General features: G+C 40.7%; 20 protein-coding genes. 1 reads left to right on the top strand and 19 read right to left on the bottom strand.

Features of this window, described 5'->3' with window-relative positions; all coding sequences use genetic code 11:
• Positions 1-58: 58 nt before the first annotated feature.
• From ACLI09_RS02635 to ACLI09_RS02600, 8 genes are all read right to left on the bottom strand, one after another.
• The gene (locus tag ACLI09_RS02635) at positions 59-1,048 is read right to left on the bottom strand and encodes a DUF6602 domain-containing protein (protein ID WP_411418038.1); all 990 of its coding nucleotides are present in this window, start codon (positions 1,046-1,048) and stop codon (positions 59-61) included.
• A 319-nt stretch (positions 1,049-1,367) separates the two neighbouring features.
• Positions 1,368-2,024 carry a hypothetical protein gene (locus tag ACLI09_RS02630; protein WP_411418037.1) on the bottom strand — a complete coding sequence of 219 codons (657 nt, stop codon included), beginning with the start codon at positions 2,022-2,024 and terminating at the stop codon, positions 1,368-1,370.
• 99 nt (positions 2,025-2,123) lie between these two features.
• Positions 2,124-5,924, bottom strand: coding sequence for a hypothetical protein (locus tag ACLI09_RS02625; protein WP_411418036.1), 3,801 nt, complete (start codon positions 5,922-5,924; stop codon positions 2,124-2,126).
• Between the two features lie 167 nt (positions 5,925-6,091).
• A complete protein-coding gene (locus ACLI09_RS02620) occupies positions 6,092-7,066 on the bottom strand; it encodes a DUF2971 domain-containing protein (protein WP_411418035.1) in 975 nt (324 codons plus the stop codon).
• Between the two features lie 41 nt (positions 7,067-7,107).
• Complete coding sequence (locus tag ACLI09_RS02615) at positions 7,108-7,881, bottom strand: hypothetical protein (RefSeq protein WP_411418034.1); 774 nt, start codon at positions 7,879-7,881, stop codon at positions 7,108-7,110.
• Complete coding sequence (locus ACLI09_RS02610) at positions 7,878-8,537, bottom strand: hypothetical protein (protein WP_411418033.1); 660 nt, start codon at positions 8,535-8,537, stop codon at positions 7,878-7,880. The genes ACLI09_RS02615 and ACLI09_RS02610 overlap by 4 nt, the downstream gene beginning before the upstream one ends.
• Positions 8,538-8,562: 25 nt before the next feature.
• On the bottom strand, positions 8,563-10,260 hold the full coding sequence (locus ACLI09_RS02605; protein ID WP_411418032.1) for a hypothetical protein: 1,698 nt from the start codon (positions 10,258-10,260) through the stop codon (positions 8,563-8,565).
• Positions 10,261-10,277: 17 nt separating this feature from the next.
• Positions 10,278-10,976 (bottom strand): type I restriction endonuclease, encoded by a 699-nt coding sequence (locus ACLI09_RS02600; RefSeq protein WP_411418031.1) that lies wholly within the window; start codon positions 10,974-10,976, stop codon positions 10,278-10,280.
• Positions 10,977-11,147: 171 nt separating this feature from the next.
• Between ACLI09_RS02600 and ACLI09_RS02595 the strand changes: the two genes are divergently transcribed.
• Entirely contained in the window at positions 11,148-11,852 is a 705-nt protein-coding gene (locus ACLI09_RS02595; protein WP_411418030.1) for a hypothetical protein, read from the top strand.
• A gap of 95 nt (positions 11,853-11,947) precedes the next feature.
• Here the strand turns inward: ACLI09_RS02595 and ACLI09_RS02590 are convergent, their stop codons facing one another.
• The 11 genes from ACLI09_RS02590 to ACLI09_RS02540 form a co-directional block, all read right to left on the bottom strand.
• Positions 11,948-12,748 (bottom strand): PRTRC system ThiF family protein, encoded by an 801-nt coding sequence (locus tag ACLI09_RS02590; RefSeq protein WP_411418029.1) that lies wholly within the window; start codon positions 12,746-12,748, stop codon positions 11,948-11,950.
• Positions 12,745-13,461, bottom strand: a complete 717-nt coding sequence (locus tag ACLI09_RS02585; protein ID WP_411418028.1) for a PRTRC system protein B — start codon at positions 13,459-13,461, stop codon at positions 12,745-12,747. The genes ACLI09_RS02590 and ACLI09_RS02585 overlap by 4 nt, the downstream gene beginning before the upstream one ends.
• The gene (locus ACLI09_RS02580) at positions 13,458-14,375 is read right to left on the bottom strand and encodes a hypothetical protein (RefSeq protein WP_411418027.1); all 918 of its coding nucleotides are present in this window, start codon (positions 14,373-14,375) and stop codon (positions 13,458-13,460) included. Before ACLI09_RS02580 ends, ACLI09_RS02585 begins: the two co-directional genes overlap by 4 nt.
• Positions 14,376-14,412: 37 nt before the next feature.
• Complete coding sequence (locus tag ACLI09_RS02575; RefSeq protein WP_411418026.1) at positions 14,413-14,595, bottom strand: hypothetical protein; 183 nt, start codon at positions 14,593-14,595, stop codon at positions 14,413-14,415.
• 4 nt (positions 14,596-14,599) lie between these two features.
• Positions 14,600-14,818: a PRTRC system protein C gene (locus tag ACLI09_RS02570; RefSeq protein ID WP_411418025.1), complete on the bottom strand. Its 219-nt coding sequence runs from the start codon at positions 14,816-14,818 to the stop codon at positions 14,600-14,602.
• Between the two features lie 2 nt (positions 14,819-14,820).
• Entirely contained in the window at positions 14,821-15,351 is a 531-nt protein-coding gene (locus ACLI09_RS02565) for a prtrc system protein e (protein WP_411418024.1), read from the bottom strand.
• Positions 15,352-15,362: 11 nt separating this feature from the next.
• Positions 15,363-15,602 (bottom strand): hypothetical protein, encoded by a 240-nt coding sequence (locus ACLI09_RS02560; RefSeq protein WP_411418023.1) that lies wholly within the window; start codon positions 15,600-15,602, stop codon positions 15,363-15,365.
• An 18-nt stretch (positions 15,603-15,620) separates the two neighbouring features.
• Positions 15,621-15,992, bottom strand: coding sequence for a hypothetical protein (locus ACLI09_RS02555; RefSeq protein ID WP_411418022.1), 372 nt, complete (start codon positions 15,990-15,992; stop codon positions 15,621-15,623).
• Positions 15,993-16,045: 53 nt separating this feature from the next.
• Positions 16,046-17,119, bottom strand: a complete 1,074-nt coding sequence (locus ACLI09_RS02550) for a DUF932 domain-containing protein (protein WP_411418021.1) — start codon at positions 17,117-17,119, stop codon at positions 16,046-16,048.
• Positions 17,120-17,161: 42 nt separating this feature from the next.
• Complete coding sequence (locus ACLI09_RS02545; RefSeq protein WP_411418020.1) at positions 17,162-17,566, bottom strand: single-stranded DNA-binding protein; 405 nt, start codon at positions 17,564-17,566, stop codon at positions 17,162-17,164.
• Between the two features lie 515 nt (positions 17,567-18,081).
• Positions 18,082-18,369 (bottom strand): hypothetical protein, encoded by a 288-nt coding sequence (locus ACLI09_RS02540; RefSeq protein ID WP_411418019.1) that lies wholly within the window; start codon positions 18,367-18,369, stop codon positions 18,082-18,084.
• Positions 18,370-18,408 lie beyond the last annotated feature (39 nt).

Raw genomic sequence — 18,408 nt, 5'->3', positions numbered from 1 at the left:
AAAATATGTCCATGCCTACTCATATATCTAAAGATGTAGCGTTCAAGACTGACTACAGCTATTTGGTTTCAGAGTTACGATTGAAAAACCTTTCGGTTTCCTCCCTATATTTTTTAACATCTTCGGGATTTGCATATGTTATGCTAACGGCACTGCCTTTTTCCCAATCTGATGTACCAAAGCCGTACATGCTCGATAAGGAGTAAGGTCGATATGTACCCTTAAGCAGTGCAATTATGTCAAATGCAAACTCCGAAAAGTGAGTTTCCGAATGTAATAGCCTTGCTCTTAAATAGAGATCATTCACCTTTTTGCATTTCGAACTAGACCAGAAAAGCAATGAACTATTATTGGGATCTACCTCCTCACGCAGATACTCAAACGATATTTTACCGCTGGAATATTGTTCATGCAATTCGGGACGCAGGATATAACCGCCATAAAAGCCCCTTAAATCCGAACCATCAAGCAGGGCATCCAGTGCTCCAAAATCCCTTTCATTTTCCTTATGTAGTTCGAAAAAAACTGTGGCACAAAAGAAATTCTCGGGCAGGTAAAATCTGTAGTCGTGGACTGAAGGTTTTCTGAAGCCCATCAAAGGCCGTAATTTTCCCAATTGGTTGACCGCCTGTTTAACACTTTTTTTATTGAATACCGCCTTAACTTCGATCACGCCACAAACATATTCCACAGGGATTGCCATCGATCTTCCCTGTGAAGAAGAATCAGGATTTCCTTCGACCCAAAGAACAGGGGATTCCAACTGGTCATAAATGATCACATCATAATGGACAAAATCCTCTGAATTTGGAACCCCCTGAGAAATTATAAATCCCGGGGTAACGCCGTATCTTTTTGGCAAAAAATCACTAAGCCACTTTCGGAACTCCGCCTCAGCAACATTTCCGTGCCCGGTCTGTACAGGTCTTTTACTGCTGTGCACGCGGGCTCTGTCATACGCCGCAAGCATTTCATCCCTTCCGGTTAGAAACTGTTTCCATCCCTGATTGGGAATCTGTATGTGTAGTGTAGGTTGACCGTTTGCCATAGCATTAAAATTGTAATAACTAATGTACAAAATCTAAAGTAACCTGATATGATAATCAAATAGTAATGAGCAAAAAAAACGAACTCTTAGTTTCGCTTCCAATTTCGTGACCCGGAGAGAGTTGACTTTTTTCAAATGTGGCGTTCTGCTCGTATTTTTAGGGTATCCCGGTACTTTTTTAAAAGTTCCAGCTGCAACTAAACTTGTTTATAAGAACAACTGTAATCCACTGGATTACAGTTGTACAAATTTTAATATAATTATATTTTCAAATAAAAGTGAGGTGTCAATCTTTCAAATACAGATTTTTGAAATAGGTTTATTTTCTGTATCTGCTTCTTCCTCTAGTCAATTTCGAAACAAACCACAAACCTAAAATGATTAAAGCCCCCACAAGCCACCCTGTTATATCACCATCTGATTTTTGTTTTTTCAGTTCTTCTTTTCTTGGATGCAAGAATAATTTCCTTGTAGCTTTTATCAACACCAGTTCTTTAAGGTGCTCGTAATTGTACAATCTTCTTTTTTCAGTGGAAATGTCGATTTCAAGTACCTTTTCCCCATTTTCAAGGTATGTATCAAGCGTTGTATCGTCAATTCTATGAGAAAAAAACACCTCAACTATCAACGAGGATTCTAAATTACTAAGATATGCGTCAGGTCGTTTTCCATGTCTGGGTGTTTCTATATCACAATATGTGTAGGACATGCTATTACCCGATTCGATGCAGATACTACCTGATTCTTTTAAAATCTGTTTGGCCATGATATGAAAAAGACTTTCGAGTGCCCCTGTGCAATTACTGTTGGCAGAGTGCCTGAAATGTTGTTGCCTGTTCAGTAACTTGGGATGAACAGCTTGTAAATCCGCGCCACAAGCATTGCAAACACAATTGCAATTTTTACCATTGGGTACCATACCTGCATCATAAAATTTACCAGTCACTTTATGTTTGCCAAAGGGGATTTTTAGCATTTGGAATTGATATTATGTAATTAAAAATTCTTTATTTTTAGATAATTCAAAATTTAAGAATATAGAGATTTGTTACTGTAATGACTCAGTTCAATAGGGTTAACGACCACCTAAGAAGTCTCGTTTGCGCTCCCAAAGTGCATGTTTTCTGCAATAATCAATTTCCTTGTTAATAAATATTTTATGTTCTAAAAATCTTATATGAGGTTTCATTTCCTCAACAATGCTTTTAATCCTGGTCCAGATACCTTCTTCTATTTCGCCGAGGATTGAATTGCCACTTCGAATAATAATTCCCTGATCTGTCCATCTGATTTTTTTAAATAAATCTATATCTTGGTTATGCCCGAGGAACTTTATAAATAACTGCTTAAAATTATCATGGAACTTATTCTGAATAATCTTGAAGCAAGCTCTCATTTTTTCCTCATCACAATTATAAAGACTAATATAGTGTTCAAAAAATAACAGCTTTTTGTTTGTAGCAACTTCGGGATTCCCAGCACTTTCAATTAAATGATCCAATACACGCTGGCCTTTGAAAAAAAAAGAATGGTGCGTGATAAACTTATCAAAGATAACGGTAACATATTTTATGTATTCTGGCATGTGCCAAAGACTCAATAATTCGTTATGATCGTTCTGGTCATCGGGGAAATAATTGACGATTGAATCTAAATACCTACTTAAAAAGGCTGGTCTTATTTTAAGAATAAATGTTAGCTCATCGCCTTCATAATCATAGTTGCTATTAGAAAGGTAGACATAAAGACCTTCAGCTATTATGATTGAATTAAACAGCTTAAACTCTTTTGAAATAAAATCATCCTTTACGCGGAAGCTAAAAGATTTCGTCTTTGCCCTTTCCAGCATGAGGGGTAAAGCGTCGTTCAAAAAATCGGTATCAATTGTGCAATATTCAGCGATGTTTTCAAAAGCTAAATAGAAATTACCTGATAAAGTAGCTAACAATTCTTTATAATCCAGACAACGCTTTTTAGTAATATTTTCTTGGTGTAATGCATTGAAAAAGTCTAATCTAACATATTGGTAGTTTATAAAGTCTTTAGCAAAAAGTACAGTCTCAACTTTATTGAGAAGATTACTTCCAATTTGCTGGATGCTGTTAAAAAAAGTATCAAATCTTACTATTCGAAAAAAATAGGGCTTCACAACAATTTCCTCAAAAAGCTCAAGAAACATTTGTTCATTATGAAGCATATTGCTAAATAGTATTTGGGCAGCATCGTTATTATTGTACGGTTGCCAAATATTGTGCATTACACAATCCCCAATCAAGTCAAGAACAGGCAGATAAGATGCAGCATTTTTGTAATTAAATGTGGACAGAATTTCTTTTGCCTTTAAAGTTTTGAATCTCTCACGGAAATCACTATGGCTTTCTGTTTCAAGCTTTACTATATTATGGTTTCCCCAGATATCAAAATCCAATATTTTGAACCATCTATATTTTTCGGTATTGACCTTATTGAGGTATTGGCCATAAACACCATTACTCTTTTTCCTTTTAGTCAGGTCTGTAATTATTTTATTTATCGTGTAGGCATCTATAAAAATTTCCGAATCAAAATGTTGATTGAAAATTGCTTCCATATGCTTCCAGTCTGAGGCTCTAAGCGATTGATGGTCATTTTGTAAAAGGCCATTCTTTATACTGTCCAAGGTATATAAAGACAGTAATCGGTAATTATTAAATACTGTATTAAAGGTTTGCCAATAAAGAGACCTGATGAACCTTACTTTCTTAATAAGCTTGTAGGAAACGGAGCCCACACTTGCTCCACGATAATTTATATGATGAAAAAAAGTGGTTTTCAAAAAGTGCGGCGCAAGCCGCAGAAAAATATATGTATAAATTGGAATGCCTGTTTGAACCCTTATAGTGAGTTCATGAGAAAAGACGCGTTCTTTTTCAAATGCTGATACTTCATCATCAACTGAAAAGGCAATGTAGCCGGATACAAATTCGACAAATTTTTCAGCTACTTCCTGTTTGCGCTCTATGTAGTCAAACATGAGCTGAACTGAAAGCTCAAAATAAACATCAAACTCTTTAAGGAATTCTGTTAAGAGGTCAAAAAAGGAATCATGGTGGTACCTCTCAATCGTTTTATCGCCCTCGAAAACAAATGTTTTTTGATGAGCGTTGCTGTTTGCGACCTTATTTAGTAATTGCAGCGGAAGCTCTTTGGTCATAGAGGCTATCTTTCTGTATATATAGCTTAAGGTTTCATCAGGAAGGTAGGAATAGAAGACTTGAAAGAAATCAAATAACGATGTGTCTTGCTCAACTATACTATTATATTTCTTTTTGATATGAGGAAGTAACATGGTTTCAAAATCACCTCTCCCGAAAGTGGTTTTTCCTTCAATGGCGGTAAATTTAATTCTGCTGCTATGTGATGGATAGAACTGATCCAGTATAACATCATAAGAAAGCAATCCGTCGGCAAGGTAAACCTTATAAAAAAGATATCCTTCCAAAATCTGGTCGGTAAATTTGACCGTGGTCTTGTCAGAGAAGACATCTACAATCTCATAGCTTTCCAGTTCATATATTTTTGTCCAAAAATCCTTTTCATCAATATTAAAAGCTGTAAAAATATTCTCAGTATCCGTTTGGTTGTCCCGGTCTATAGCCCTGAAAAATGAAAGTATGCCCAAGATCTTCAGGTACTCTGCGTTTTGCAGCAAGGGGTTGTCGCCCGAAACCGTTTTAAAGTACTCGTTATAAATACCCGTTACATTGTCTAGTATTTCAATTGGTTTATCTTTGGACGCTACAGATGCCATAACAGCCAACCGCGCATTTCCCTTGGCAAGCTGTATTATTTTTTTTTGATAAGCTATGTCCTTAATATCAAAGGGTTCACTGGAAATAATCGTAAGAATTTCATGTTCGTTAAAATCGGACAGATTGAACGTACTGTTGCTGTAATTTTTTATAAAAGGATCTACTTGTTTGTAAACATACTCCCTGACGGTCAATATGATCTTCAGATGAACCTCTCGCTCGGCATACCATGTAAATACTTCTCGTAGCAAATGGATGCTTTTATTCACATCGTCAATAAATATCAGGGCATTTTTTTCTGTTGATAGCTGTTTTCTAAGGTCATTAATGACTGGTAAGTCTTTATTGCTGATGCAGAAACAATTATAATTGCTATGTTCTTCACTAAACTGCCTTGTCACTTCAATAGCTAATTTTGATTTCCCGACACCCGATTTCCCATTGATTACTGTAATCATATTGGCCTCTATAAGTGCCTTAATTTCATTTATCTCATTTTGGCGGTGGTGAAAGGGATTTGATAGTGGCGTAGCCATGCCGCTCTTTTCATATTCGGTTATAAATTGCGATAGCGGGAGGATTTGGTAGGTGCCAATCTCAACATTCAGGTAATCCTTTGCTAAATAAGGGTAAAGTTTATATATGTTATGAGCAATTGTAGTTAAATTATATAGCCTCAAGGGGACACCATAGTTATCAGTAATAGCTTTTAATTTCTTTTCAGTTGCCTCGTTTAGGTTACTATTGAAAAATAGCACAACATGTTCAATATCTTCAACCGGAATTATAGTTTTTTGTGGATCAAAACACGCTTCTAGGTCAGCAACAAGTTTTTTATAAAAATCACTTTTCTTGGGGTTGTTCTCCTGAGTTGTATACTGAATGAAAATGTAGCGGCCATTTTTAAGTTTAATCCTGGTATCAGGGGTTCCCTTCGTTGATTTTTGTTTTCCTTCTGCCTGCCCCACCGGAATAATACTATCATATTCATTTCCACAATCAAAAAAAAGGTAGTGGTCTCCCAACCTATGAAAAGCAGCGTCATTCATGGCTTTTAAATTCATCTCAATAATTTCGATAGTCATAGGTTACGGGCTGGGCAATAATTAGTTAATATTGGCGATTGAAATTAGTAGGGTGATAAAAGACTTTATTTCCGAAACTATTTATAATATGGCGTATTGAAGATTAAAGATAGGGAAAACGTGCTAAAATAATTAGTTAACCTGCAATTGATTTAAAACAATTTGCTTTATTTATTGGCCGGAATTTCCTTAAACGTCAGCTTATAACAGTTACCAGATGGCCCTGCCTGGAACACTGGAATCCTGCGTGAATTACAGATAGCAATAATTTCTGATTTACGCTCCGGTGCCATGCGGTAACCGAGAAAAACTTTGGACTGGCAATCCATTCGGTAGTTTTGTTTTGGAAATGTACCCCCAATATTAAAGATAAAACGCCATTCCTTCTCGTAAGACCATTCTGTTGACTTTGTTGAGCCTGAAATAATCGCATAAAGCGGATTAAAGCCATCACTCCCAATAAGGTTTTGCATTAGGTGTGCTGTTACATCGTATCTATGCCCCTGGTAAATTATGGGATATAGCAGCCTCCTGCGTATATCATCATCGGGCCAAAGCGAAGTATTGTATTCTACACAAAAACCTGTGTGATAATCTGCATAATGGCTCCACATCAGTAGCTGTTCGTGGGATTCGCAAAACGAGCATACTTTCATTTGCTCCTGCATAAAATCAATTTTCCATTGTTGTACATCTGCATATTGATCCTCAATAACCTGTCTCATAACGGATTTAAAGACACTGATTTGTTCTTTACTACGGCCTTCATTTCCCAAAGCGTAGTCAATCAGGAATTCCAACGGATCTGATGCTTCCCGTGCCGTCATCACTACATCTTGGGGAACAGGATATTTTGTAGCGAAATCAGCAACGATGTCGAATTCAGCCTTGCCATTAATCGGGGCTTGAAGTTTGGAAAAATCTATGTACTCGGCAAATTCAAAGGGGTCGTTGTATTCTGACGGGGTGTTTAACCACACCGTATCAGTGGCCAGGTTCTTTATAGCATAATCGGTTGCAGGCCTGTATTTATAAAGTTTAGGCGGCAGGTTTTTGTTTTTCAGTTGCATTGCTTCTTCAACCCGAAGATCCTGCGGGTTGACACAATCTAAAAATTTTATATAGTTTTTTATCCAGTCCAATTGTCGAGGTTATAATGATTACTTATAGGCCGTCAAAATTATTAGTACCGCTCATTACTATTTAGAAGTTCATAAGCTATTTGCAGTAGTGGGATTTGCGTAGTATTCATACCCTTTAACCTATCCAGCAATTCTTCGTAAGTATTATTGATACACCATTTCTTTACCAGTACAATTGTGATGGCCAGGGCAGCAGGTTCAAAGGGCAAGATGGGACCCTGAACATTTCTCCAGCGATACTCGTCCGTTTGGTAAAGGCTTATCAATTCCCCAAGCCGTCCAATCAAATTGGAAAAATGATTGATAGACTTGCCGTTACTGGTAAAATGAGTTGAGTCAACCTCGTTCATTGCCTCAATAACGACCTGATAAGGGATGTTTAGATGCGGAACCCGGCCCGTAAGAGGAAAATTCATCTCTGAATTTTGACCGAGATATAAAGCAAACCCGGAATCGGGATCAGCGTCGTATTGCTGTAACAGCCTGTAAAAAAAATCTTCATCGTCGAAATCTTCCCGACTTTTAGATTTAGAAAAACGATCACCTGTTGCGCCTTGGGCACATATTTCGCACAAGCGCCATAGAGGCGATTGTATTTGAAAAAAACTATCGGCAGATAACGCAAATAATCTTTTCGCCTTTTGCGGGTCTAAAAGGGATTGGTATAGCGCACTGATCAGCCATGAGCTTGCTACAAATGTTATGTTTTTATCGCTATCCACTTTACTCAGTGCACGGGCATACCCTTCGTATGCTTGAGCTACATTTACGGCATCTTCCCTGTTTATATTTAATGCTTCAGTGAAATCACTCATGAAATTACTTCTTGTATGTTAGACAACTTCTCAGGAGCCTGATAGGCCGGATTCGTATAAGTAAAATGGGGTACAGGCAAGATACCCCTGCGTTGGGCCAATTTAACATCGGCACCGTTATAGCCTTCTACCTTTTGTATTTGTACCGATGGGATTATAATTTTTGCCATAATTTCTCCCTGCCTGTAATAGGGCTGGTAATCCTGGTACACATAAAGGTTCCTTATTTCCTCGGAAAATTGCTCCATCTCTACAGCAACCTTTCCAACCGTCATCAGATAGGCATAAAAAATATAGCCGCTGGATTTATTGTTGTCTGTGGCAAAATTCAGGGCCGTCATGAATGGCGGAAAAACAAGGTTTCTTTTTGTGCTGAAATCGCGTTCCACGGCTCCTGAAGTAGTAGATATAAAAGGTGAAACCTCGCCAAATTTCCCGGTATGCAAACTATGGAGCGGGTTGCCCGGTGGTACCGGCCTGTGATACTGATTTAAATGCAATTTTAAATTATTCATATTCAGGTGCAGTTTTGTTCCTTCAGGCGTTATTGTTCCCGCCTTTCGCCACCAGTTGCTCGTTATACCTCTGTCAACGATGTTTTTTGCCTGATTATCGTCTAACCCGTTTATTCCCTTTAATACTTTTTGGAAAACCATACTTATACTATTTAAGATTAATTATTTAGCGCTTTCTCTTTTTGCGTTTAGGCTTCTTGGCTGTAATAGCAGGCCCGGCTTTACGTTTTTTTAAAGCCCTGATACGATTTTCGATGCGTTTTTCCTCCTCCTTACCGGCGGAATCAGCTGTAAGGGCAACCGCCATCACTTCAGGCAATAGCGCTTCATATGATTTTATGATCCTGTTACAAACGGCCGCACTAATGTTATCTGTCATTTGCATCGCCTTAGCATTTTTTGCGGCGATATAAATACGGTGGAGCAATCGATATTTTTTTTCCTCAAGCGCATTGTTAAAAAAACTTTCAAATAATTTGGGTAGCCAAAGCAGGTTAAGGTGCAGCGCCTGCGTTATAGGCTCTACAATCCCAATATTGGTCTGCATAACCTCGCCGATACGGCCCAATTCAAATGTTGGAATGCCTTCATGAAAAAAAGTACTATCGGCCTTCCTTACAATATAACTTTTATCAGCAATCTCACCAATCAGGTGAAGCCTCAAATTATGCGGGTTATCACCTTCTCCCGAAATGCCGGTACATAACAAGTGGGCCAATATTAAATGTGGAAAACCGTTGCCCATAAATTTGGACTCTACACCTTCCTCCATTTTGATTCTGAAAGTGCCGAGTTTTTGTATATACATTTCGATTTCCTTAGCTGAAGTCGATATTTCAACCATTGGCTCATCATTCATTAGCTTACTGGCAATTTCGGAAAACAAATCGATGTCGCCATTTTCCCCTACATCAAGGATGAACCTACAGGCTACCAGTTCCCCATAGGGTAAAAATTCGCAATCCTGTATAAAGGCACTATAAGCCCCTTCAAAATCTGTTTTAAACCACGAAAGATATTTACTGTTTAAATTGGAAATGGCATACCCGGCAATCAGTTCCGGAAGCTTGGTAACCAATACCCATTGGAAGCCTGGTACAGACCTGCGCTCAAGGTAGCCGGCATAAATAAGACGGTTTATCTTTTTCTGATCTAAATGATTCAGCGCAATTTCCTCGGGAATTATTCCCAGGCTTCTTGCCATAAGTTTAAGGCGGCCATCCTGCACCGTCGTTATGCTTTCCATAAAAGCGGTAATAAGCTTAAGAAAGTCAGCAACAGATTCCCGATCCAGTTGCATAGTGTTCCGGAACACTTCGAGAAATTCCACTCCTGGAACTGATTTTAACAGCCCGTAATGATTTTCAGGTCTGTCATTCATTTGTTCGCTAATCAGAAGCCTCCAGATACGGGGTAAACGATAAATGTCTGTATAGGCGGAACCCCATGCGTAGGTCAGGAAGTACTTATCGTACATAAGTTCATTGGCAGCATAAAACTCACTGGTAGAAAACTGGCCCAGTTCGACTTCGAAAAAATCATTCCCGATGATCGTGTTAAGTACGCGGTCGCTATTTCTTCTAAGCAACTGGTAATTGGATTGGTCAGCACAAATGATAATTCTGTTGCCGTCCATTTTGAAAAGATCCAATAACTCGGAAATATCGGCCATCATTACCGGGTCAATGTTGTAGCGGACGTGATCGAAGATGATTGTGATTTTCTTTTCGGTATCCGTATCAAAATGAAGGAGTAACCACTCCTTGAGTTTTATTTCATCAATTGGGAAACGCAGCAGGCTATGGATATTATTTGTCAGTTTTCTGAAAATCGAATAATGAAAATCGATACAGTTTATATACAAAACAGCCTCCTGGTTCTTTACGGAATGCTGGTAAAACTGGTATAAAAGATTGGTCTTTCCTGCATAGGCATCGCCGGTAAGTATACAAACTGGTGCTTCTTAACCGCCGCGTCCAAGGTGCCCAATATTTCCCTCGGAACACAGAAGCCCTCTACGATAGGTTTGGATACATCACCTGCAGGACCAATTAATTGCCTGAATGTTGCATCCGATATTGAATTCAGGAGATCGAAAAGTAACCGCTGGTCATTTTCGATTAATGTCAGTATTGAGTCCTTGTATGCGTTCTTAGAAAGTATCGCAGCCTGATGTAGCCTTTTCAAAAAAAAATCATTGTCCATGTCCTCACTTTCAATGCGCTCCTTAGAATACGTATCGTACACGTTAAAATCAGAGCCATTGGTAATAATGGTAACAGGGGTAATTGGATCAGTTAAACGCGCGTAAGATATTCCCTGGTCGCGGTCATCGTCAGTTAATTTTAGATGCGGTCTTTTTAGTTCCAACATAATTATCGGATTTCCGCCAATAATTATCAAGATATCATAGATTCCCATTTTAGCACGGTCACCACTGAGTTTTCCATCGACCAGCACGTTATGGTGGCCAAATTTGATTGAGAACGATTTTTGGCTTGATATAGCGCTTGGTTGGAATGTAGGTAGTATCAGCCTTAATGCACTGGCAAGATGTTGTTCAAATTCGGTTTCATTCATTATGGCTGGTGTTAACAAATTCATATTTACACGAAAGTTATGAATCTGAAGGTGATTAAAGTTTGGTTTTGCTAATTTAATATTTTGGTTAACATACGCCAGAATATTCTAAGGGCATATTGCGGGATTTTTTAACTTGCGTGCTTTAAAAACTAATACTTTAAGTAAAAAATGTCCCTTGATAAAATCATAGAATTAAATTCCGCCAATTTTGACCGGTGGGATGAGCAATTGGATGAACATTATGAGCTGCAATATAATCCGGGAAATTTCGATAGTGATGAAAGTGAAAGTATTTTTTTCCAAACAAATGGATTGCTTATGGCAATAGCCAGCAATTTTTTTTCTTTCGGGAAATTTAAAGACCAATGGGATACTTCTAAATGCCATATAAATTTCATGGGGCAAAACTTGCTGCTGAAATCCGAAAAGATGAATATCACTTTCGATTGGGGATTGGACAGAAATGAGTTTTACATGGATGCATATATTATGTATCCTGAGAATATAAGGTACATGACGGATGATTTTTGGGGATTATTACTGGAGTTGAAAACCCTTGGAACTTTTGAATATACTGGGTCGGGATATTTAAGCACCGAAGAACGTCTGTATTTCGAGAACAAAACGAGTACTGTATTTCAAATGGTCAGGAATTTTATGTTGTACCAGGTAGAGAAAATGCAGGGAACAAATTATCAGCAACCTCCTTCAATGGACATTGGGCGATTTGTCCTGAGATGGCACGCGCACACTGAGTGGAGAGAATTACTGGAGAAAACTTGTAAAGCGTTTAAGTTGCTATATATCATTAATTATCAGCTTTGGAAAATCTCTGACCTTGCTAGAAAGAAGTCAGAAAAAAGAAAAGAATAACTATATAATCTAAGCATATCATTTGCTGCAAAAATAAAACCGCCGATTTTCAAGTGAAAATCGGCGGTTTAGGCAATCAGGGGGCATGGCAGCAGTCATGCGCCGCATTTGAGCGGCGTACTGCCAAAGGTTTTCAGGTTCAGGAAAAATCCCCTTGTATCGGTCAGGCCTTCCCTGAATAGTTTCCATAGCAGCGATGCCGCCATATTGGCAAGGGTGGAATTAATAAACAAGTCCTGTTTTTCAAGGGCTTCGGCAAGGGAACAACTTGGCTCGTTGGTATCGTCCTGCTGCTCTAATTGTTCTTTAAATTCTTTAGTCACGTAAGGCAGCTCAGCGACAGGCTCAAAACGTTCGGAGCTTGGCTGTTTGATATATCCAATTGTAGCCAGTACGGCTTGCCCTGTATTTTTACCATTCCCCAAATCAAGCCAATAAAGCGGCTTGTTGCGCTGCAACCTTCCGTCAACTGCCATGTACTCTAAGGCTTCCGCAATATCAAAACGCGCGGCGGCGGTATCGACACAGGAAATATAAATATTCGCCATGCCTTGTTCAGGCAACTGTTTTATAGTATTGCTTGTAAAAGGCTTGGTAACCGCTTTCCAGTCCGTACCGAAAAAACGGTTGATGCGGTTAATGAGCGCAACGGATTTATGCATCCCTACCTCGCAGTCGGCAAATAGCTGCCTGCCCTGGTTGGCGGTGGTTACGGAATCATTGTCGTATAGATTCAGTTGCAAGCCTGTATGCCCTAAAGCGATAAGGCTGTGGTTCATCCGTGCCAGTGCGGTCAGCATCTGGCTGCCTGTTCCTCCCGCACCGATAAGATTTACCGTTACGGGGTTAGTTGGGTTTATCAGGTAATTATCTGCGAAGTGCATGGCTGTTTTCATTTTAATAAGTTTTTTAGGGTGTAACCATTTGCTAAAAGCGATGTAACAGGGAATTGCTTTTTCGTGCCGACAAGGCTTTGCCATAGCTGCACCACGTTACCTTTCACAGGGCTTTTTTGCATGGTCAGGTGGCTGAAATAGCTGTTGAAAAAATACTGCTGCCATTGGTGCATAAATTCTTCCAATAGGCAGTCGTGGGAAATAGTAACCTTTACCGTACCCATACATACTTTGCCGTCATTGGAAGTATTAAAAAACGGGGCATGGCAGAGCGGGGTTTGCAAGTCAAGATGGGTATCATCTTCCAACGCATATACCCATAACCCATTTTTAGTTGCCCGCCATAACAATGGTGGTATGGAAGCTATGCCGCACGGAATATCAAGGCTGTCCACAAAGAACAATTCTACCCTTTGCATCGGCGTATGCCATACCGCATAGCCCTGCTGAGAGGGGTTGATGTACACCACATTTTTAGGCAGTAAGCCCGAAGGCTTTAAAAAATTCCGTTGCAGTTCTTCCGAAGTGTCCAGTGCCTTGGCAAGTGCAGTGCTTTCCCGTATGCTCAGCGGGTGCGCATTAATGGGAAAGCCGTTTTCGTCCATATCATAGCTTTCCACATAGGTTTGTTTTTCTCTGCCGTTAGCCTCGTATACCACGAGTGCCTTTACAGGGCGAAATAATGTTCCGAGAGTTTTGGTTATATCGTTCATGGCGTATTATTAAAAAGGAAACAAATATTCTCTATGAGGGCAAACAACCTGTATTCAAATTCAAGGGTTTTGCCATCGGGCATGTACTGGTTATCATAGTGCTTGGTTAGGGTCGGCATTTCCATCCTCCCGCATTCGTTAAACTCATCATTTAGCATCTGTTCGATTTGGCTGTACACTTCGCCCTCGGTTTCGGCAACAAAGGAAATGTACTGCTCCGCCCTGATAATTTCATCGTCGTATTCATCGTCCCCGATGGTTATTTTCGTGTGGCGGAACACGGATTCATTTAGTTGCTCATTGAGCAGGGCAAAGGCTTCTTTCGCCGTTTTAATGCATTCAAATTCGTATTCGCTCTTTGGATCATAGCTGTCAATCCGCTGCTGAAACTCATTAAGGTGCATCGTGCGGTAGAGTTCAGCATGGATTATATCCCCGTACTTTTCAGCGTCATCTAGTTCCGCTGCATTGCTGTACTCGTTTTCCTCGTCTATATTTTCTTCCTCGCAGTCCTTTAAAAACTCGTACTGGTAATACAGGGCAGTACCCTCATCACGGTAATATGGAACCCCCGCGCTTTTGTACAGGTAAGTACAAACCGACAACAGCAATTCCGCCGTGCTTTGCTGCCGCTTATCCTGAAGCATCTTATAAAGCGGCACCACAGGGATGTAGTACAAGGTAGTGCCGGGGTTAAAAGTTTCCGTGGTACTGAGGCATACTTGTCCGTTATCATATTTTTGTACGGACAGGGAAATATCCCTGCCTGTTCTTTGTAATTGCGTTTTTGTGCTTTCCAATGCCAATAGCACATTGTAGGGATAGGGCTTGCCTGAAACATCCACAGGGTTCAGGCGGTACTCTTTTTGCAGTTTTTCGAGGGATGCGAAAAAATCCTGTTCCGCTCCGCACATCTTTGCTGCTGTACCGTGTTTGTATAAGGGCAGAAAACTATGCCTTAAAAACCATTGGCAAAAGGCTGAGTGGGGCGGATTGCGCCCTGTTCGCCTTTACTTCGTTTGCATCGTGCAGCCTGTTCAGGCTGCTTGCGAATGCGCCTAATTGCTGGTGCAGTTCCCATTGTCTTTTAGTTTTAAGGGTTGCTATTGCGCTACTATTACTTTGCGTTTTCATAACCTTATCCTTTCGTGCCAATTTGGGCAATGAACTCAAATTGTACAGCATCGTCCTTAATGACAGGCCCCTGAATGGTAGCGGTGGTCAGTATCGGGTAGGTCTGTGCGTAAAAGTTCAGCACTGCCTCGGGGCTGAAGCTTGGCGAGGGGTCGGCAAGCTGTATGTCCTGCCCTTTGTCCTTAAAGGCAAATACCCGTTCTAATTGCGTGGTGATTAACATGGCTATTCGGTTTTAGGTTCGTTAAATAAATCGGGGGCGAACTGTGCAGATAGTGAAGCCTTGCGTTTTTGCAGGAATTCCGCTGCTTCGGGGTAGTCCTGCGCATTGGGTACTTTCATCCATGCCTCCTTAAACTTGCCCTCGGCTTCGAGTTCGTCCACCTTTTTCAGGGCATCGTCGTATTTTTTCTGCTTGTCGGTTTTCTCCTTGCCTTCCTTTTCGGTTTTATCCTTTTCCATTTTCGAGGCAAGTTTTGCTTTTTCCTGCCCTTTAAGGTAGGCTTCCATGTTGGTAAACAGGGCTGCGGTCTGCTGCACGGGTTGGGTTATGGCTTCAAAAAAGCCCCCGTCAAGGTCTGCGGTTGTACCTCTTAAGAGTATTGGCGGCACTTTTTTTCGGGCATCATCGCCAACTTTGTCGTTATAGAACAGTACCGATACAATCCACGTATCCGCATTTTCATTGGTAATATTAATTGACCATCCGCCCTCTACCTGTAGGGCTGCAATGGATTTAAAAAAGTTCGTTTCCATAATCATTTTTGTTAGTGTCCTGTAAGAAATAAAAGGATGGCAGCTAGTATCAGTAGTGTTGCCAGTATCATTAAAACCCGTTCAAAAACGGTAGTAAAAAGTGCTTTGCCGTAGCTACTATAGTGCTGTAAGCCGCCCCAACCACGGCGGTAAAACCTGCGCCTGTTTACCCACAGGCGTATTGCTATAGCTATTCCCAAAAGGATAAGGGCTTTAGGGTGTGCTGTTATAAAGGCTGTTAGTGTTTCCATGATAATTTATTTAATGGGTTAAAAGAGCAGTTCCACAGCAAGGAAAAATTTACGGTTTTCGAGTTGGCGTGTCTTGGCGTATTCCGTTAGGCAATGCACACTGAATATGGCTTGGTAGCCGTCAAATAACTGGTCGGTAAACAGCCGCCTGTTTTTGGGCATTTTACTTCCGTATTGGGCTATGGCTTTTTTTGCCTGTGCTGCAAGCTGTTTCCAAAAGTCAAACCCGAAAAGACCGTCCTGCCATTTTTGTCGGTTTTCTTCTTCGTTCTCGGTAATCGCAGTGCAGATACCTTTCATGGTTTCCAAAAAGGCGGGTACCTCGTCAGGGAACCAACTGTGTAATATCCCTGCTTTTTCCACATTCGTTAATTGCTTTAATGTTTTCATGGCGTATAGTATATTATGGGACAGGCAAGGTTGCCTGTCCCTGTTATCCTGTATCAGTTCATTAGTAAAATTCCGCTGCCTTCTTTAGCAAAGCTGCTGCACAGCTCAAAGGCTTTTTGCGCCTTGCCCTGCGCCGTACCGCCCATGACGATGCTTTGCAGCTTGGCTTCGCTGTCCTTGTAATTGCGCACGTTTTGGTAGTAACCTGTCACTGCATTATACGCCCCGTACAATGTACCCCGTGTGGTGTCCATCTGCTGCGTATCGCTCATCATGGCATAGCCAAAGGCATCATCAACGGTATTTTTGAATACGGTGGATAGTTCATCCTCCGCACCTTTTTTCAATAGGTCATAAGTTTCCTTATTAGGGCAAAGGACAAGCTGTATCAGCTTTTTAACCTCATTGTCGGTAATCCGAACGGTAGCCCACTCATTAAAAATACCCTCCAGTTGCTCACTCATGATGTTCGCCAGCCCCATGACCTTGTGGGCATCCTCAAGGCGTTGTTTCGCCCCTGCGGTATGCTTGATGCGCACTACATTGCTCATGTTGCGCAATGCGGCATTAACGGTGTTTTGGCAAACCACCCTGATGGGGGTAAACGCTGCGGTAATGCTGCCTGAGCCATCGTGGGAGGTGGTCAGGAAAATGTATTTTTCGGTTACGTCCTCGCCCTTACCCACACGGATATAGCCGGGCAGTTTGGCTGTTATGAAAATGCGCTCCCCATTGCCTAAAGCCCCTGCTGTCTCGTACAGGATGCCCTCGCCACCGCCTACTATGGCATCAAAAAAGGCAAAGGCATCTTTGTTTTGTACAATGTGGTAGTCTTTGCCCACCACGCCGAGTACAGCATTGCTATCGGTGCGTATGTTGGCGAAATAGTTTGGAACGGGAGTGTCAGTACCCTCTATAAGTTCCCCTGCGTTCCCTACGGTCATTGCCCTGCTTTGGGTAAAGAGCGGCGATTTGATTACCTCATAATCAAGCCCTGCATGTTTAATTGCCTCTTCGCTTGTCGGGTAATCGGTTACGATTTGCCCTAAGCCGTGCCATGCTTTTTGCTGTACGCTAAAAAAGCTGTATTTACCTGTATGCTCGTTGAAATTAAGATTGTGTCCCATGATATTTTGATTTAAGAATTAAAAGATTGAATGATTAGCAGTTTAGAATGGCAGGTCGTCGTTGTCCTGCGCCGCTTGCCCTGATTGCTGCACCACGCCAGCTTTTGCCGCTGCGGGTACTTCATCCTGTTTTTTGGCGAAAGCCAGTATTTTGAGGTTGTCCACGTGAAAGGTGAGGCTGCCCACTGCATTACCGTCCGAGTTATTGTACACGTTCATCCCGATACGCCCTGCTACCTGCACAATAGCACCTTTTTTAACCCAAGCGGCTGTTTTGGTACTGAGCCAGTAGGCACAATTGATGTAGGTTGTTATTTCCTTTACTTCATCGCTACCCTTTGGTTTGTAGCGGTCGTTGATGGCGATTGAGAAATTGACCACCTCGCTGCCTGTAGACTGAACCTTGTTTACTACGGCATCTGCTGTTACACGTCCTGTGATTTCCATGACTAAAAATTTTAAGTGTTTACTAATGCTTCAATTTCCTTTTTAAGCCGTCTGCCTCCCTCAAAACACATGTTTTTCAAAAGAAAAAACGGAAAAAAAGAAAGCCAGCTAATTAGGCGGGGGCAGCCGGAAACCAAAAGGAAACGGAATAATTGGAGGGGACCCTTTAGGGGAGGAAACCGTTTATGCCGTAGTCTTTTGGTTTCAGGGAGGCTGGTCTTGCCATAACTTAGCTGCCTTTTTAGCCGTTTCGCCTTGAAAAACTACAAGCCAAAAATTCCTTTAGTAAACCTTTCAGCAGATGCAAAAAAAATCCGGCAGGTGCCGGATCATAAAAAATGTAGTGTGTTAAATTTCAGTGTAAAGGCAATATCGCATCAGCGATTGCAGCGGATATCCTTTTCCGGTAAGAAAAGATTGCAGCGGAAAGCGCGGCCGAAGGGATGTCAAAAGTTAATTAGCTATTAAATTCAATGACATTTAAACATTATAAGTATCTTTTCTAAATATAAATGTTACTCGTAAATTTCAGATATCACAATATCACCTATTGCTTGAGTTCCCTCATCAAAAGTTATTTTTTTGCCGAGCAGTAAATTGTTTCCAAGAAAGTTATTGTCTAAAAAAACGACATAAGCCTGTCCGCTTTCTCCAATATCAAGGGATTCTTTTCCAATAAATGTTATCAGACCTGATTTTTTTGACTGTGCATCAAAATTAAACAATGGTCTGTAACCTGACTTCAACGGGAGCGTCCTGCCGGTATCCTTATAGCTTTGTATTTTGACTTTTATTTTTAACATAATTAAGGTACAATTGGGCTATTAGTAATAGAGTGAAAG

Origin of the sequence: Flavobacterium sp. RHBU_24, from assembly GCF_046613695.1 — a bacterium.
Taxonomy (GTDB): Bacteria; Bacteroidota; Bacteroidia; order Flavobacteriales; family Flavobacteriaceae; genus Flavobacterium.
This window is presented reverse-complemented; position numbering and strand designations above follow the sequence as displayed.

Bases quoted from the DNA above. Each gene is read 5' to 3' on its own strand.
- ACLI09_RS02635 (WP_411418038.1), bottom strand. From the start codon at position 1,048: ATGGCAAACGGTCAACCTACACTACACATACAGATTCCCAATCAGGGA.
- ACLI09_RS02630 (WP_411418037.1), bottom strand. From the start codon at position 2,024: ATGCTAAAAATCCCCTTTGGCAAACATAAAGTGACTGGTAAATTTTAT.
- ACLI09_RS02625 (WP_411418036.1), bottom strand. From the start codon at position 5,924: ATGACTATCGAAATTATTGAGATGAATTTAAAAGCCATGAATGACGCT.
- ACLI09_RS02615 (WP_411418034.1), bottom strand. From the start codon at position 7,881: ATGAGTGATTTCACTGAAGCATTAAATATAAACAGGGAAGATGCCGTA.
- ACLI09_RS02610 (WP_411418033.1), bottom strand. From the start codon at position 8,537: ATGGTTTTCCAAAAAGTATTAAAGGGAATAAACGGGTTAGACGATAAT.
- ACLI09_RS02600 (WP_411418031.1), bottom strand. From the start codon at position 10,976: ATGAATGAAACCGAATTTGAACAACATCTTGCCAGTGCATTAAGGCTG.
- ACLI09_RS02595 (WP_411418030.1), top strand. From the start codon at position 11,148: ATGTCCCTTGATAAAATCATAGAATTAAATTCCGCCAATTTTGACCGG.
- ACLI09_RS02590 (WP_411418029.1), bottom strand. From the start codon at position 12,748: ATGAAAACAGCCATGCACTTCGCAGATAATTACCTGATAAACCCAACT.
- ACLI09_RS02585 (WP_411418028.1), bottom strand. From the start codon at position 13,461: ATGAACGATATAACCAAAACTCTCGGAACATTATTTCGCCCTGTAAAG.
- ACLI09_RS02580 (WP_411418027.1), bottom strand. From the start codon at position 14,375: ATGTGCGGAGCGGAACAGGATTTTTTCGCATCCCTCGAAAAACTGCAA.
- ACLI09_RS02575 (WP_411418026.1), bottom strand. From the start codon at position 14,595: ATGAAAACGCAAAGTAATAGTAGCGCAATAGCAACCCTTAAAACTAAA.
- ACLI09_RS02570 (WP_411418025.1), bottom strand. From the start codon at position 14,818: ATGTTAATCACCACGCAATTAGAACGGGTATTTGCCTTTAAGGACAAA.
- ACLI09_RS02565 (WP_411418024.1), bottom strand. From the start codon at position 15,351: ATGGAAACGAACTTTTTTAAATCCATTGCAGCCCTACAGGTAGAGGGC.
- ACLI09_RS02560 (WP_411418023.1), bottom strand. From the start codon at position 15,602: ATGGAAACACTAACAGCCTTTATAACAGCACACCCTAAAGCCCTTATC.
- ACLI09_RS02555 (WP_411418022.1), bottom strand. From the start codon at position 15,992: ATGAAAACATTAAAGCAATTAACGAATGTGGAAAAAGCAGGGATATTA.
- ACLI09_RS02550 (WP_411418021.1), bottom strand. From the start codon at position 17,119: ATGGGACACAATCTTAATTTCAACGAGCATACAGGTAAATACAGCTTT.
- ACLI09_RS02545 (WP_411418020.1), bottom strand. From the start codon at position 17,566: ATGGAAATCACAGGACGTGTAACAGCAGATGCCGTAGTAAACAAGGTT.
- ACLI09_RS02540 (WP_411418019.1), bottom strand. From the start codon at position 18,369: ATGTTAAAAATAAAAGTCAAAATACAAAGCTATAAGGATACCGGCAGG.